Annotated in this window: 18 protein-coding genes; 13 read left to right on the top strand and 5 right to left on the bottom strand. The window is 36.2% G+C overall.

Going from position 1 to position 14,534, the window contains the following annotated elements:
* Positions 1-682: 682 nt before the first annotated feature.
* From CS842_RS07915 to ftsY, 6 genes are all read left to right on the top strand, one after another.
* Positions 683-814, top strand: coding sequence for a hypothetical protein (locus tag CS842_RS07915; protein ID WP_410468521.1), 132 nt, complete (start codon positions 683-685; stop codon positions 812-814).
* 95 nt (positions 815-909) lie between these two features.
* On the top strand, positions 910-1,095 hold the full coding sequence (locus CS842_RS07920; protein WP_410468520.1) for a fumarylacetoacetate hydrolase family protein: 186 nt from the start codon (positions 910-912) through the stop codon (positions 1,093-1,095).
* A gap of 188 nt (positions 1,096-1,283) precedes the next feature.
* Positions 1,284-1,520: a 50S ribosomal protein L28 gene (rpmB, locus tag CS842_RS03990; protein ID WP_103327586.1), complete on the top strand. Its 237-nt coding sequence runs from the start codon at positions 1,284-1,286 to the stop codon at positions 1,518-1,520.
* Between the two features lie 9 nt (positions 1,521-1,529).
* Positions 1,530-1,712 (top strand): 50S ribosomal protein L33, encoded by a 183-nt coding sequence (rpmG, locus tag CS842_RS03995; protein WP_103327587.1) that lies wholly within the window; start codon positions 1,530-1,532, stop codon positions 1,710-1,712.
* 11 nt (positions 1,713-1,723) lie between these two features.
* The gene (locus CS842_RS04000) at positions 1,724-1,879 is read left to right on the top strand and encodes a DUF4295 domain-containing protein (RefSeq protein ID WP_103327588.1); all 156 of its coding nucleotides are present in this window, start codon (positions 1,724-1,726) and stop codon (positions 1,877-1,879) included.
* Positions 1,880-1,945: 66 nt separating this feature from the next.
* Positions 1,946-2,893 carry a signal recognition particle-docking protein FtsY gene (gene ftsY, locus CS842_RS04005; RefSeq protein WP_103327589.1) on the top strand — a complete coding sequence of 316 codons (948 nt, stop codon included), beginning with the start codon at positions 1,946-1,948 and terminating at the stop codon, positions 2,891-2,893.
* 529 nt (positions 2,894-3,422) lie between these two features.
* On the opposite strand, the gene CS842_RS04010 is transcribed toward ftsY, so the two are convergent.
* The 3 genes from CS842_RS04010 to CS842_RS04020 form a co-directional block, all read right to left on the bottom strand.
* Complete coding sequence (locus tag CS842_RS04010) at positions 3,423-4,352, bottom strand: lipid A deacylase LpxR family protein (RefSeq protein ID WP_195909864.1); 930 nt, start codon at positions 4,350-4,352, stop codon at positions 3,423-3,425.
* 30 nt (positions 4,353-4,382) lie between these two features.
* Positions 4,383-5,474, bottom strand: a complete 1,092-nt coding sequence (ychF, locus tag CS842_RS04015; protein ID WP_103327591.1) for a redox-regulated ATPase YchF — start codon at positions 5,472-5,474, stop codon at positions 4,383-4,385.
* Positions 5,475-5,541: 67 nt separating this feature from the next.
* The gene (locus tag CS842_RS04020) at positions 5,542-7,731 is read right to left on the bottom strand and encodes a RecQ family ATP-dependent DNA helicase (protein ID WP_103327592.1); all 2,190 of its coding nucleotides are present in this window, start codon (positions 7,729-7,731) and stop codon (positions 5,542-5,544) included.
* Between the two features lie 52 nt (positions 7,732-7,783).
* Between CS842_RS04020 and CS842_RS04025 the strand changes: the two genes are divergently transcribed.
* The 5 genes from CS842_RS04025 (at position 7,784) to CS842_RS04045 (ending at position 10,116) form a co-directional block, all read left to right on the top strand.
* Positions 7,784-7,972 (top strand): hypothetical protein, encoded by a 189-nt coding sequence (locus CS842_RS04025; protein WP_146037449.1) that lies wholly within the window; start codon positions 7,784-7,786, stop codon positions 7,970-7,972.
* Positions 7,966-8,364 (top strand): SIS domain-containing protein, encoded by a 399-nt coding sequence (locus CS842_RS04030; RefSeq protein ID WP_195909865.1) that lies wholly within the window; start codon positions 7,966-7,968, stop codon positions 8,362-8,364. Before CS842_RS04025 ends, CS842_RS04030 begins: the two co-directional genes overlap by 7 nt.
* Before the next feature lie 178 nt (positions 8,365-8,542).
* Entirely contained in the window at positions 8,543-8,752 is a 210-nt protein-coding gene (locus CS842_RS04035; protein ID WP_103327595.1) for a CBS domain-containing protein, read from the top strand.
* Positions 8,749-9,558 (top strand): twin-arginine translocase subunit TatC, encoded by an 810-nt coding sequence (gene tatC, locus CS842_RS04040; RefSeq protein WP_103327596.1) that lies wholly within the window; start codon positions 8,749-8,751, stop codon positions 9,556-9,558. Before CS842_RS04035 ends, tatC begins: the two co-directional genes overlap by 4 nt.
* Before the next feature lie 9 nt (positions 9,559-9,567).
* Entirely contained in the window at positions 9,568-10,116 is a 549-nt protein-coding gene (locus tag CS842_RS04045) for a Smr/MutS family protein (protein ID WP_103327597.1), read from the top strand.
* Between the two features lie 63 nt (positions 10,117-10,179).
* Here the strand turns inward: CS842_RS04045 and CS842_RS04050 are convergent, their stop codons facing one another.
* Both CS842_RS04050 and smpB read right to left on the bottom strand, forming a co-directional pair.
* Positions 10,180-11,427 carry an OmpA family protein gene (locus CS842_RS04050; protein WP_103327598.1) on the bottom strand — a complete coding sequence of 416 codons (1,248 nt, stop codon included), beginning with the start codon at positions 11,425-11,427 and terminating at the stop codon, positions 10,180-10,182.
* 53 nt (positions 11,428-11,480) lie between these two features.
* Complete coding sequence (gene smpB / locus CS842_RS04055) at positions 11,481-11,936, bottom strand: SsrA-binding protein SmpB (protein ID WP_241518447.1); 456 nt, start codon at positions 11,934-11,936, stop codon at positions 11,481-11,483.
* Positions 11,937-11,992: 56 nt separating this feature from the next.
* Here smpB and CS842_RS04060 point away from each other — a divergent pair, with 56 nt between their 5' ends.
* Together CS842_RS04060 and CS842_RS04065 are read left to right on the top strand one after the other, a co-directional pair.
* The gene (locus tag CS842_RS04060; RefSeq protein WP_103327599.1) at positions 11,993-13,636 is read left to right on the top strand and encodes an ABC-F family ATP-binding cassette domain-containing protein; all 1,644 of its coding nucleotides are present in this window, start codon (positions 11,993-11,995) and stop codon (positions 13,634-13,636) included.
* Positions 13,637-13,665: 29 nt separating this feature from the next.
* Positions 13,666-14,520: a transketolase gene (locus CS842_RS04065; protein ID WP_103327600.1), complete on the top strand. Its 855-nt coding sequence runs from the start codon at positions 13,666-13,668 to the stop codon at positions 14,518-14,520.
* Positions 14,521-14,534 lie beyond the last annotated feature (14 nt).

A 14,534-nucleotide genomic window follows, 5' to 3' on the forward strand; every position in this document is an offset into this window, starting at 1 on the left:
GAATCCTCATGTTAAATTCTTTCTCCGGGTCTTTAATACAATACCGTCTATTAATCCCACTGGGAATGAAAACAAGGTTGTGAAAATTTCTCTGACCGTTGTGAGTCAGATCAAAAATTTTCACGTCCGTGTCCCCCGGCATGATTTCTGACCTTGTGAGAAGATACGAAACGGGAAGAGAGCTCTTTAGTACTTAAATAAAAAGACTTTAACTAAAAAAGTCTCGCCACAAAGCCAAAGCTACCAAATAAAATGGTCTCTGTTCAATTCTTGCTGGAGGTAGGCATAAAGAACTCGTATAAACCCGTACCTATTAATCATATAAGATTATAAATGGAAAGACCAATAAAAGATAAACTCTTACAGAAATAGATTAAAAGTTTCTAAAGAGACTCAAAAGAAGTTATGTAAAGAGATCATAGATAAAAATAACAGTAGAACAGAATAAGTTTTTATTTATTGGGCTAATTTTATGTTTAATTTAACAAGGAGTTAAAAAAGAAATATTGAGTTCTGTACTGTACAGATATCTGTATATATTTATTTTTAAAATTTTATAAATAAATCTGATACAATTAACATATTTCTATTCATGAAAATTCTTTGCGTTGCAAAAAAATTATATTGGCCATATGCAGGAAACAGATAAAAGGATTTAAAAAAAGAAGTACCTGAAGAACCTATATTCTTTCTCAAACCTGATACAGCTTTACCCCGCAAAGGGGAAGAATTTATCATTCCAAGATTTACCAATGAAATAGATCACGAAATAGAAATCGCCCTAAAAATGAGCAAATCGGGTAAATATATTTAGAAAACCTTTGTTCATCGTTATTACAACGAGATAAGTGTAAGAATAGATTTTACTGCTTGTGATCTTCAAAAGACGTTCAAGGAAAAAGGCTTTCCCTGGAAAAATTAAAGACTTTTGATCAATCAGCTGTCGTAGGAAAATGGGTTCCTAAGGAAAAATTTGATGATAATATTTTTGATTTTTCCCTGAAAAAAAACGATGAAGTCGTACAAAGAAGTAAAACCAAGGACATCATTTTTTCATTCGATGTATTGATTCCAGAGTTCTCAAAGTATTTCTAACTAAAAATAGGTAATTTAATTTTTACCGGCCCGCTTTTGGGCGTAGGAGTTGTAAAAGAAAATGATGTATTAAAAGGTTTTTTTAGAAAAAATTCTGCATCTACAAATCGCATAAATTTTAGAAGAAGGCATTTGCCAAAGAGAAAAAATATACGTTAATTCGCCTTTCCATTTGTTAAAACGGAAAAATGTCAAGAATATGCCAAATCACAGGCAAAAGACCTATGGTAGGAAACAAAGTTTCTCATGCGAATAACAAAACCAAGCGCCGTTTTCATATTAATCTGATGAAAAAGCGTTTCTATCTTCCCAAAGAAGATCGCTGGATTACGCTAAAAATAACTGCAGCGGGTATTAAAACCGTGAATTCTATAGGAATCGAAAAAGCGCTTAAGCAAGCTCAGAAAAAAGGCCTGATTAAATAGTGGGAGAAAATGGCAAAGAAAGGAAATAGAGTACAGGTCATTTTAGAATGTACTGAGCATAAAGAAAGTGGCAAACCAGGTACCTCTCGTTACATAAGTACAAAAAACAAAAGAAATACACCTGATAGAATAGAATTAAGAAAATACAACCCGATTCTCAGGAGATATACTCTTCACAAAGAGATTAAGTAAAAACTTATCACATGGCAAAAAAAACTGTAGCAACTTTACAGACAGGTGCTTCAAAAAAGACAACCAAGGTAATACGCATGGTTAAATCACAAAAATCCAAGGCTTACGTTTTTGAAGAGAAAATCGTAAACGCCGAAGAGGTAAATGATTTTTTAACGAGACGTTAAACGATCTTCACATATCATTTTTCGATGCTACCGCCTGTGGAATGGTAGCTTTTTATTTTTTACCCGATGAGTTGGTTTAAAAAAATATTTTCCAGCGAAAAAAAAGAAATCCTCGACAAAGGCCTGCAAAGAACCAAAAACTCTTTTTTCTCAAAAATCGGACGGGCTATTGCAGGGAAAACAAAAGTGGATGAAGAAGTTCTCGATCGACTTGAAGAGGTGCTTATCTCTTCTGATGTTGGAGTGAATACTACCTTAAAAATTATTAATCAAATTGAGGAACGAGTAGCACGGGATAAGTACATGAACGTGCAAGAGCTTCATTCTATACTTCGTGAGGAAATTGGGGTGCTCCTAAAGGAACCAAAGGAAGAAATGCAATCGGTACAACCCTGGGTGATCATGGTCGTGGGTGTTAATGGTGTGGGAAAAACAACCACTATAGGTAAACTAGCTCATCGATTCGAAAACTCTGGGAAAAAAGTCACCATCGGAGCAGCCGATACTTTTCGCGCAGCAGCAGTAGAGCAGCTCAGTCGTTGGGCTGAAAAATCCAATGCAGAACTTATAAAACAAGGTCAGGGGGCAGATCCGGCTTCTGTAGCTTTTGATGCATTACAAGCTGCTATTGCCAGACAATCCGACGTGGTATTAATAGATACTGCCGGACGTTTGCACAATAAAATTAATTTGATGAATGAGCTCTCAAAAATTCAACGGGTTATGAAAAAGCTCATCCCTGAAGCTCCTCATGAGGTTCTTCTGATATTGGACGGTTCTACAGGACAGAATGCTTTTGAACAAGCCCGGGCCTTTAAATTCGCTACACGAATTAGCGGACTTACCGTTACAAAACTCGATGGCACAGCCAAAGGTGGTATGGTGATAGGTATTTCGGATCAGTTTCAAATTCCAGTCAAATATATTGGTTTAGGAGAAGGTATTGAGGATTTACTACCCTTTGATAAAGATGCTTTTATAGCATCTTTCTTCGACAATTCCTCTATAGCATAATAAATAATCTATAGTTCTTGCTATCATCTTATATGATAAAAAATTCATTAAATCACTTACTTAGTTAAATTTATTGTGTGCATATAAGTAGAATTATAGGCATATTGCGTTGTGCAAAGCAAGTTGTTCACAAACAAAGACAATTTCTTTTTATTTTCTGTAGCAAATTCATTCTTTCATCTATCTCAGGTCTTGTAAAAGTAGAATCCCAGATGTTACTTTAAAGATAAAATCCTATGTCAATCCTAAACACTCTGACCAACGTATTAGCTTAAGGGGAATATTTAAAATATGACCTATCAAATATTTTGAGATGAATATATGTATAAGCAAATAAAAATATATACATTGTGTATAACAATTTATAATTATATTATTAATATAAATAATTACAAATTATCTAAACATAGATATTTATAATTAATGTATTTTTATTTGTAATAAAAATGTAGAGATCTCTATGAACTCTATATCCTCTGAAGGAAATGCGTAAAAAAGAAGAGTATATTTTTATATAAATAAGATTTACCTAAAAAGCATATCCTATACGAAAAGACCCCCACTGGTGTTTTTTTGCCCAGCTCTCCAACTCCTTGGTATTAAAAACCATCGTGACTTCAAATGTCCAGGGACCGTAAGAAGAGCCGAGGCCATAATTCTGAGAAAAAACAAAAGGTTTCGCTTCGAATACTACAGGTCCTTTATCTTTTCTAAACAAGCCCCCTTGTATAGTGGCGTCATAAGCTACATACTTAAGTATAGGTTTAACAAAAAAATAAAACTCTTGCTTTCCAGGCGATACCTCAAGTGAGTTGAAATAACCTATTCTGCTAGCGTTAATCAAGGAATTGTATAAAGGAGAGAGCCATCCTACACGGATTAAACAGGCCAGGTCAGCCCCTGAAAACGTAGTACCCAGATTTAAAACACCTACTGCTGCAAAGTCAACAAGTTTTTTTCTAAAAATCAGCTTGGTACAAGCGGCTGAAAGATTAAGGCCCCACTCGCTTTTTAACTGGTATTTCCAGCCATTAACGTCGTAGAATTGAAAAAACCGATGAAAACTGCTCTGTACCTCTTCACCCAATGCATCGGGGCCTATGGCACCTACCTCGGAGGAATACTTTACAAAAGCTTCATCTTTATAAAATATTGAAATAGAAGTCTGAGCGTATAAATAAGCTGTGAAGGGCCTGTCTACATATTTCTGTGCAGGTATAGCCCCCGATTGAGGGGTATAAAGACGTTGCCCTATTTCAAAAGCAAGGATTTTTTTTACAATTGAGGAACTTTTTAAGTTTTTGTGGTCAAGCGTATACCGAAATGCTAAAAAAAAGCCATTAGTGTAATAACGATCCGAATACTTCCATAAATAAGAATCATTATCTGTTCGTAATTCAAATTCATAGAGACGTATTTTTTTTTGAGCAAAAAGCTGTGAAAAACAGCCAAATATCATTAAAAAAAATATCGACCGGATATGCATAAATTACACATTAAAGCGAAAATACATAATGTCTCCATCTTGCACTAAGTATCCCTTACCTTCCACAGACATATGTCCAGCTTCACGAGCTTTACTCTCAGAGCCAAAATTAATAAAATCATTATAGTGTATAACTTCAGCCCGAATAAAGCCCTTCTCAAAATCACTATGGATGACCGAAGCCGCCTGAAGAGCTGTCCAACCTCTTTGAATAGTCCAGGAACGTACTTCTTTCACGTCTGCTGTGAAATAGGTTTGAAGATTAAGCAAATGATATACTTTACGAATCAATTTGTTTACGCCAGGTTGTTGTAAGCCTAAATCTTTCAGAAACAGCGCTCGTTCTTCATAAGTAGTTAACTCAGCAATATCAGCCTCAGTTTGCGCGGAAAGCATTAAAATTTCAGCCTTCTCCGCAGCTGCCATGGATTTTACCTTATCAGTATAAATGTTTCCATCTTTTAAGCTTTTTTCATCGACATTACATAGATAAATTACGGGTTTAGCGGTCAGGAGTTGTAAATTTTTCAGTTGTACTTCTTCTTCTGTAGAAAAAGAAAGGCCTCGTATATTTTCTCCATTATTAAGCGTTTTAGAAACACGCTCAAGGAATGCTAAGGATTTCATTGCCTGTTTATTTCCAGATTTGGTTAACTTTTTTGCTTTTTCCAGATACCTGGTAATGGTGTCCAAATCTTTAAGTTGCAATTCAGTATCTACAATCTCTTTATCACGAAAAGGATCAATACCTCCCTCTACATGTATAATATTAGAATTTTCAAAACAGCGCAACACATGGACAATTGCATGAGTCTCACGAATATTAGCTAGAAATTTATTTCCCAGACCTTCACCTTTATGAGCTCCTTTAACAAGACCGGCAATATCCAGAATTTCTACCTCAGCAGGTATTATGCGCTTCGATAGAAGTAATTCCTGAAGTTTTGTAAGACGCTCATCCGGGACTTGAACAGAGCCTACATTGGGCTCTATAGTGCAAAAGGGAAAATTGGCCGACTGAGCCTTAGCGCTTGATAGACAATTAAAAAGAGTAGACTTGCCCACATTAGGTAATCCAACAATACCACACTTCATAAAATTCCTGCTTATCTAAATTAATATCTTTATAATGGATGAAAAAACACGGTAATGAAAAATAGACCTAATTGGCTATTTCACTAATAAAATGTATGCGCAAAAGACGCATTTCTTCTTCTGTATATTCTTGATCAAAAGCAGCTAATGCATCGCTTATTTTATCTGATCGGGCATTCATAAAATATTCAAAAATTTCATCAATATGTTCCTGATCAAAATTTTCATCGAGTTGGTACGCAATATTCAAACGCGTTCCCTGATAAACAATGCTTTCCATCTCGGAGATAAGCTCTTGCATATTTAACCCTCTAGCCTTAGCAATATCTTCTAAATGCAGTTTTCGATCTACATTTTGAATGATAAAAACTTTATGTGTAGATTTATTAGGCAATTGTTTCACCACAAGGTCTTCTGGACGAATGATCTGATTTTCTTCTACATACTTGGAGATAAGATCGAGAAATTCCTTACCCCATTTCCTGACTTTTCCCTTGCCCACCCCATAGATTTGCTGTAGCTCTGAGAGAGTGATAGGATATTGCGTAACCATATCGTTAAGGCTTGATTCCTGAAAAACGGCAAAAGGAGGAATTTTATTTCTACGTGCAATTTCTTGTGTAAGCTCTTTTAAAAGTCTTAAAAGTTCCACATCGAAAACCTGGTTAGCCGTTGCAGGATTTGTTTCAATTATTTTCTGAGTCTTGCTATAATCATGATCTTTAAATATCTCAAAAAAACAAGGAGAACTAAGGAATTCTTGACCTTTAAGTGTCATTTTTAAAACGCCATAACTCTCTATCTCTTTCTTTAAAAAATTATGTACAATAGCTTGTCGAATCAATGCTTTCCAAAAAACCTCACCTTTATTTGCGCCTGCACCAAAAAAATCTCTTTCAAATAACTTATGCGTCTTAATCATCACATTAGATTTTCCGAGAAGCACTTGAATTAAATCTTTTGTTTTAAGTCTTTGGTGAGTTTTTTCAACTATATCGAGCAATTGGGAAAGTTCTTTAGTGGCCTGGATCTTTTCGTTTGGATAACGAACGTTGTCATCCATATCTGAGCATACACCTGTGCTCATATCAAAATCTTCACCAAAATAATGCAATAAATATTTGCGCCTGGAAATGCCTGTCTCAGCATAAGCTACCACCTCTTCAAGCAGTTGCATTCCGATTTCGCGTTCAGCCATATTTTTATTGGACATAAATTTTTTTAGCCTTTCAATATCTTTATAATCATAAAAGGCAACACACTCACCTATACCTCCATCCCTGCCGGAACGACCTGTTTCTTGATAGTAACTTTCAAGACTTTTAGACATATCATAATGAATTACAAAACGTACGTTGGACTTATCAATACCCATTCCAAAGGCTATAGTAGCTACTATAATCTGCGCTTCTTCAGCTAAGAATATATCCTGACGCTTAGCACGAAGTTTTGCATCTAAACCAGCGTGGTAAGAAAGCGCATTGATTCCGTTGATGCACAAAAGCTGAGTGAATTCTTCTACTTTTTTTCGGCTAAGGCAATAAATAATACCTGAAGCCCCTGGACGATCTTTGATATACTTAATAATTTGTTTATCTACATCTATCTTAGATCGTACTTCATAGTAAAGGTTTGGACGATTGAAAGAGCTTCTGTATACTTTTGCCTGACCCATTCCTAAATTTTTCTGTATATCTTCCTGAACCTTCGGTGTAGCAGTAGCTGTAAGTCCTATAATAGGCGCTCTTCCCACTCGTTCAATTATAGCGCGTAAATTACGATACTCGGGACGAAAGTCATGTCCCCATTCAGAAATACAATGAGATTCGTCTATAGCAAAAAAAGAAACACAAATATCTTTAAGAAGATGCAGATATTCTTCTTTAGCGAGGGTTTCAGGCGCCATATAGAGTAACTTGGTAGTTCCAGAACGCACATCGCCAACGACTTCCTTAATTTCAGATTTGTTTAAAGAAGAATTTAGTACATGTGCCACACCCTTGTCAATAGAGATGCCTCGTATAGCATCCACCTGATTTTTCATCAGTGCAATCAATGGAGAAATTACAATAGCCGTTCCCTTGCTAATAAGCGCAGGCAATTGATAACATAAAGATTTTCCTGCCCCTGTAGGCATGATGACAAATACATTTTCTCCCTGCAATAAACTATTAATGATTTTCTCTTGATCACCTTTAAAATTTTCAAAGCCAAAATATTGTTTAAGGGCTGATCTTAAATCTCTTTTATCAGACATGCATACAAATGTACTTATAAAACTATCTTTAAATTTGTTGAAAGCAAAAATAATGTCACAGTATTTAAAAATACTATACTCAGCAAAAAAAAACCTTGAAAAGGAAGTAAATGCACTGAAAATCACGGCAGAAAACTTAAATGATCAATTTACTCAGGCAGTACTAAATATTAATAAATGTGAAGGAAAAATCATATGGACTACTATAGGAAAAAGTGCTTATATCGCTCAAAAATGGTAATCTCTTTTCATTCAATAGGTCTGGCTTCACAATTTCTGCACGCTTCCGAAGCTCTGCATGGTGATATAGGAATGCTCAATCAAAAAGACATCGTAATCTGCCTTTCCAAAAATGGAAGCTCGACAGAAATACATGCTTTGATTCCTCCTGTCAGAAAAAAAGAAGCTTACTTTATCGCAATTACCGCAGAGAAACAAAGTGAACTGGCCAAAAAATACGATAGTATTTTACTTATTTCTGAAAAAAACGAAGCTGATAAACAAAATCTAATCCCTACAATAAGTACTACTTCTCAACTGGCCTTAGGAGATGCACTTTTAATTGCCCTTACAGAGCTCAAAAAAAATTCCAGAGAGGATTTTTCGCACGCTATCATCCCGGAGGAGCTTTAGGGAAAAAATTACTTTGGACAGTAGATGATATTATGAAATGTAGCGAAAAACCTTCGGTAAATCCTGAGGTTCCTATTAAAAAAGTTATTATATATCTCAAAAGGACAATTGGGAATGACGACAGTAATAAAATAAAATCACGTTATCCGGAGTAATTACCGACGGTGATTTGCGTAGAATGCTTGAAAAAAATATCGATTTTTCTCATTTGAGCGCCCAGGATATCATGTCACAAGAGCCTAAATCTGTTCAAAGGAAATCCTTAGTCATAAAGGCAGCCGAACTTATACAATTGCATAATATTGAACATCTCATTGTTATGGAACGAAAAAATTATTATGGAATCATTAATTTTCATGACTTGCTAAAAGCAGGAATACATTTATGAATAACCTATCCTCAAAAAAGGAAATGCCTTTTTTAGCGCATCTCGAAGAACTTCGAAATCATCTTTTACGAGCTTTTCTCAGTATTGCTATAGGAACTGGACTTATGATGATCAATCGAACGCTGGTATTCGATTATATCTTATTTGCACCAGCCAAATCGGATTTTATTACCTATCGTTTATTCAACTTTTTTGGACATTTTTTTCATCGAGAAGATTTAATCATTTTGCCTAGTGATCTGCATATTCAAAATCGACAACTTTTGGGTCAGTTCAACACTTACATATGGGTAAGTTTACTAGGAGGAATTATACTAGCATTCCCTTATATATTTTATGAATTATGGAGCTTTATCCGTCCGGGACTTTCGGCAAAAGAACGAAATTATTCGCGAGGCGTTGTATTAGGAGCCACCGTTTTATTTACCTGTGGACTCCTTTTCGGATATTTTGTGTTATGCCCTATGGCCATACAATTCAGTTATAGCTTTCGCATCAGCGATTTGCCCGAAAATATATTTGATTTAACTGACTATATATCTATAGTAACGCACTCTACATTGTCCATGGGTTTGGTCTTTCTATTTCCGTTGGCAGTATTTTTTCTAACCAAGATAGGTCTAATTAGCCCTAAATTTTTATGCACCTATAGAAAGCATGCCTTATTAATTATGCTGGTAGTAGCAGCGGCTATCACACCCTCAGACTTATTAAGCATGATCATCGCTACTATTCCGCTCATTGCTCTTTATGAACTTAGTATAGTAACCTGCATCATTGTTTCAAAAAAAAGAGTACATAGATGAAGTAGATTTATGAAAACCACCACTTTTAAAATTGGGGAACGTGTATCAGTAATCGATGAAAATCTTACAGGTTTAGTGGTTAAAATTTTAGGATCAAAAGTTTGGATATCAACTAATTTTGGATTTGAATACTGCTATGAAGCCAAAGAATTAATACGGGTTTACGGCAATTTTTTTAACGATAAATCTGTCGATCTACTTCTAGAAGCTAAAGAGAGAAAAAAAAGAAAAGAATTGCTTATCAAGAAAGTTAAAAAACTTAAGCATAAGGGGATTTTGGAGATAGATCTGCATATAGAAAAACTGCTTGACTTTCGCGGAAAATATACTCAAAGAGAGTGGTTATCTATTCAGCTAATTGAAGCGCACAAAGCAATCAGAAGTTGTATGAAAAAAAATCGAAAACAACTGATTTTTATCCACGGACAAGGAGAGGGTATTCTTAAAAAAGCATTACATGAATTACTAGATGAATATCCTAATATAGAATATTTTGATGCATCTTATAGGAAATATGGAACAGGCGCTACGGAAATTTATATTCATTATCGCTTATAAACAATATAATAGTATATAATTAAAAGGCCTCAAAAATGAGGCCTTTTAATTATAAAGTTAAGCTTATTTTATTTTTTTGATAACTTCCTTTTTAGGAAATACCTTAGCTTTATCAACTCTCTTCTTTGAATAATGCTTTACTTTAGATTTCTTCGGACGATAAGTAGTCACCTTGGTGGCATTACTTGGGGTTCTGCAATCACCATCACGAATTTGAATCTCAACACGTCTGTTTTTCTCCTGACCTTCTTTAGTATTGTTAGGAGCAACAGGATTTTCAGGTCCTAGTCCCTCAACTGCCAAACGACTCACATCAACACCTTTGTTAATTAAAGCCACTCTGACCGCATGAGCACGCCGTTTAGAGAGTTCATAATTGTAGGCAGGCGTTCCTGTTGCGCTGTCTGTATAACCATATATACAGAAGTTATGAGATTTCATTCCTTCTTGATTCATAAGCTCAACAGCATGCTCTATATGCTTATCGGATTGAGGACAAATTGTAGCTTTATTTAAGTCAAAGAAGACATCTTTAAAGTCATGGTTCACCTTAGCCACCACTTCTTTTTGAGGTTCAACCACAGGAGGAGGCGTAGGTTCAACCACAGGAGGAGGCGTAGGTTCAACCATAGGAGGTTCAACAATTAGGGGAAGAGGTATGACAACAGGCTCTTTTTTCTTACCAAATCGGAATACCAAACCAGCGCTATGTTGGAAAAAGTTCAAATAGTCTTTTTTCCCTTGTGGAATCCAGTTGTAATTACTCTCTATGTTAAGGCCAAAATTTTCAGCAAGCCATATATTAAAACCTAATCCACCATCAGCCACAAAGAAATCTTTCTTTTTAGTTCTGTATACACCATCTTTTTTAGTGGTAAGAGTTTTACCATTATAACTGAATTTATTGTAATTGGTGCCTGCGCGCAAATATGGATCAAACCAAGCATTTCGGGCGAAAGGATAAAATCGAAGCCCCAAACCGGTCTTCAGAAAAAATTCATCCTTGAAATTCCATCTGGAATTATCGATTGCACCAACGCTGGCTGTCATATCTACTGCCAGATTATCTGAAATACTGTGCCCAACTGTTAATTTGGATAAAGGCGGTACAACGCTCCAGTTTTTAGTTTTAAAGAATTTATTAAACGATAATTTATTAAACGAAAATTTATTAAACGCGGGATTTACAGAAGAATGATCAACAGCGTGAGCTCCCACACCTATGAACCATCTATTCTGTTGATTCTGAGCATCCAGGGCACCCGAAGCAAGGACGACGAGCCCAGCAACAAGAAGCTTAACTTGTTTCATAATAAACTACTATTTTTTTCTTAATTTCCAGTGGAGTCAAAGGTATATAAAAATTATCTATACTTCAAAGCGCTAGCGCTTTGTATTTTCATTTCTCTTTTCCGTATAACATCACGTTTATCGTATATTTTTTTTCCTTTTGCTAAAAATATTTGAAGCTTGGCAAGTCCTTTTTCATTGATAAATAGCCTTTTGGGAATCACAGTAAGTGCAGATTCTTTGAGTTTGCGCTTGAGTTTTCTCAACTCAGAATTTTTTAATAGAAGCTTTCTTTCTCTTCGAGAGTTATGATTGGCATGAGTGCCGAATTGATATTCGGCTATATACATATTAATAACATACAACTCCCCATCTTTAATTTGACAAAAGCTCTCGGCAATGGAGGCCTTGCTGCCTCTGATAGATTTAATTTCAGTACCTAATAATGCCAAACCGGCAGTGTATTCGTCCAAAAGCTCATACTCAAAATGAGCCTTTCGATTCTGGATATTTATCGATGTTTTCTTCACAGCTTATGGATGGTTTTTATTAGCTAATTTTGGATAAATTTAAAAAATCACTGAATATGCTAACGGTATCGAAGCTTTCCTTGCAATTTGGCAAAAGAATACTTTTTGATGATGTGAATATTAAATTTACAAAGGGGAACTGTTATGGTATTATCAGCGCTAATGGCGCGGGAAAATCTACATTTTTGAAAATTCTATCAGATCAGATAGATCAAACTTCTGGTCAGATACACATCGAAGCCGGTAAACGCATGTCTGTACTCAATCAAGACCATCATGCCTTTGATCATCATAGTGTGCTTGAAACGGTGATTATGGGCAATAAAAAACTCTACGAGGTCAAACGAGAGATGGACGCGCTCTACAGCAAAGCAGATTTTTCAGAGCAAGACGGTATTAAAGCAGGAGAACTGGGACTTATTTATGAAGAAATGGATGGGTGGAATTCAGAAACCGATGCGGCCACCCTGCTTTCCAATCTAGGAATTAAAGAAGACGATCATCAAAAAAAATTAAATGAGCTCGATGGCAAGATAAAAGTACGCGTATTACTAGCGCAGGCCTTGTTTGGAAATCCCGATATATTAGTACTTGATGAACCTACAAACGATCTCGATACAGAAACCATCAGCTGGCTGGAAGATTTTCTCGGAGGTTATGAAAATACCGTTATCGTCGTTTCCCATGATCGTCATTTTCTTAATGCGGTATGTACACATATCTGCGATCTAGATTTTTCGAAAATCCAGCTTTTTACGGGAAATTACGATTTTTGGTACCAGACCAGTCAGCTCGCCGCACAACAGCGATCTCAGCAAAATAAGAAGACTGAAGAAAAACGCAAAGAACTCCAGGAATTCATTCGAAGGTTTAGCTCGAATGTGGCTAAGGCTAAACAAGCCACAGCCCGAAAAAAAATGCTTGATAAGCTAAATATCGATGATATTAAACCTTCCTCAAGGCGTTATCCTGCCATCATCTTTGAACAAGAACGCGAAGCAGGAGACCAAATTCTTGAGATTGAAAAACTTTCTCAATCTTCTGAAAAAGAAGATTTTTTTCAGAATGTCTCCTTAAAAGTAAACCGCGGAGATAAAATTGCCGTTATTTCAAGAAATAGCAAAGCAACTTCGGCTTTTTATGAGATTCTTTCGGGTGTTAAACAGCCCAAAAGTGGAAGTTTTTCATGGGGTGTTACAACAAAGCAATCGTATTTGCCCGCAAATTACGAGGAGTTTTTCGAAAGCGATCTCGATTTGGTCAACTGGCTACGGCAGTATACACAAAAGGAAGAAGAGCGACATGAAGAATATATACGTGGATTTTTAGGGAAGATGCTTTTTAGCGGAGACGAAGCCCTTAAAAAAGCCCGTGTACTCTCAGGAGGCGAGAAAATGCGCTGTATGTTTTCGCGGATGATGTTGTTAAAAGCCAATGTGCTGATGTTTGATGAACCTACTAATCATCTTGACCTGGAGTCCATCACGGCTTTAAACAACTCGCTGAGCAATTTTAAGGGGACCATTGTAATCAGTTCACAAGATCATGAACTGCTTCAAACGGTTTGTAATCGAGTTGTTGAGTTAGGCCCTCAAGGGAGTATTGATCGTCAAATGAAGTACGATGAATATCTCAATGATATAAAAGTAAAAGAACTTAGGAAAAAAATTTATGCATCAGCTGATGTAAGCGAAGGATAAAAAGTATATTTGTACAAACAAGTCCACCCATGAGCAATATTGAATCCTTAAAAAGGATTTGCACACAGACCCGAAGGGATATTTTACGTATGGTGCATGGCGCAAAATCAGGACATCCCGGGGGCGCCTTAGGAGCTACAGAATATTTTGTGGCCCTTTTTCATGAAATTCTTCATTATGACTCAAAAAATTTTCAAATGCAGGGAAAAAATGAGGATCTTTTTTTTCTTTCCAATGGACATCTCTCTGCTGTTTTATATAGTACGCTGGCACGCGTAGGTTATTTTTCCATCGATGAATTGAAGACCTTCAGAAGACTAAATTCGAGATTGCAAGGCCACCCCAGTCCGCATGAGGGATTACCTGGAATACGCATTGCTTCAGGATCCTTAGGACAAGGGATGTCTGTAGCTATAGGAAGCGCACAAGCCAAAAAACTCTCTAAAGATCCTTTTTTAATTTATAGTCTGCATGGTGATGGCGAACTTAATGAAGGGCAAAACTGGGAAGCTATTCTCTATGCCGGTGCTAAAAAAGTAGACAATTATATCACTACGATAGATTATAATAGCCAGCAAATAGATGGATCTACCGAATCGGTTATGCCTTTAGGAGATCTTAAAGCAAAATTTGAGGCTTTTGGATGGTATGTACTTCAGGAAAGGCAGGGCAACAAACTTGAACAGGTAATTCATAGCCTGAAAGTAGCCAAAACGCAGAGTGGAAAGGGCAAACCCATAGTTTTGATTCTACATACTGACATGGGCCACGGGGTAGATTTTATGAGTGGTACACATCACTGGCATGGCAAGGCGCCAAATGATGAGCAGCTTGAAAAAGCCCTATTCCAATTACCAGAAACCCTAGGAGACTATTCTCTATGATAGCATCGAAAAAC

This window comes from Bacteroidetes bacterium endosymbiont of Geopemphigus sp. (genome assembly GCF_002904345.1).
Taxonomy (GTDB): Bacteria; Bacteroidota; Bacteroidia; order Flavobacteriales; family Blattabacteriaceae; genus GSPS2-BC2016.

What these genes read in the sequence shown, in the direction of transcription:
- rpmB (WP_103327586.1), top strand. Translation starts at nt 1,284, where the DNA reads ATGTCAAGAATATGCCAAATCACAGGCAAAAGACCTATGGTAGGAAAC.
- rpmG (WP_103327587.1), top strand. Translation starts at nt 1,530, where the DNA reads ATGGCAAAGAAAGGAAATAGAGTACAGGTCATTTTAGAATGTACTGAG.
- CS842_RS04000 (WP_103327588.1), top strand. Translation starts at nt 1,724, where the DNA reads ATGGCAAAAAAAACTGTAGCAACTTTACAGACAGGTGCTTCAAAAAAG.
- ftsY (WP_103327589.1), top strand. Translation starts at nt 1,946, where the DNA reads ATGAGTTGGTTTAAAAAAATATTTTCCAGCGAAAAAAAAGAAATCCTC.
- CS842_RS04010 (WP_195909864.1), bottom strand. Translation starts at nt 4,352, where the DNA reads ATGATATTTGGCTGTTTTTCACAGCTTTTTGCTCAAAAAAAAATACGT.
- ychF (WP_103327591.1), bottom strand. Translation starts at nt 5,474, where the DNA reads ATGAAGTGTGGTATTGTTGGATTACCTAATGTGGGCAAGTCTACTCTT.
- CS842_RS04020 (WP_103327592.1), bottom strand. Translation starts at nt 7,731, where the DNA reads ATGTCTGATAAAAGAGATTTAAGATCAGCCCTTAAACAATATTTTGGC.
- CS842_RS04025 (WP_146037449.1), top strand. Translation starts at nt 7,784, where the DNA reads ATGTCACAGTATTTAAAAATACTATACTCAGCAAAAAAAAACCTTGAA.
- CS842_RS04030 (WP_195909865.1), top strand. Translation starts at nt 7,966, where the DNA reads ATGGTAATCTCTTTTCATTCAATAGGTCTGGCTTCACAATTTCTGCAC.
- CS842_RS04035 (WP_103327595.1), top strand. Translation starts at nt 8,543, where the DNA reads ATGCTTGAAAAAAATATCGATTTTTCTCATTTGAGCGCCCAGGATATC.
- tatC (WP_103327596.1), top strand. Translation starts at nt 8,749, where the DNA reads ATGAATAACCTATCCTCAAAAAAGGAAATGCCTTTTTTAGCGCATCTC.
- CS842_RS04045 (WP_103327597.1), top strand. Translation starts at nt 9,568, where the DNA reads ATGAAAACCACCACTTTTAAAATTGGGGAACGTGTATCAGTAATCGAT.
- CS842_RS04050 (WP_103327598.1), bottom strand. Translation starts at nt 11,427, where the DNA reads ATGAAACAAGTTAAGCTTCTTGTTGCTGGGCTCGTCGTCCTTGCTTCG.
- CS842_RS04060 (WP_103327599.1), top strand. Translation starts at nt 11,993, where the DNA reads ATGCTAACGGTATCGAAGCTTTCCTTGCAATTTGGCAAAAGAATACTT.
- CS842_RS04065 (WP_103327600.1), top strand. Translation starts at nt 13,666, where the DNA reads ATGAGCAATATTGAATCCTTAAAAAGGATTTGCACACAGACCCGAAGG.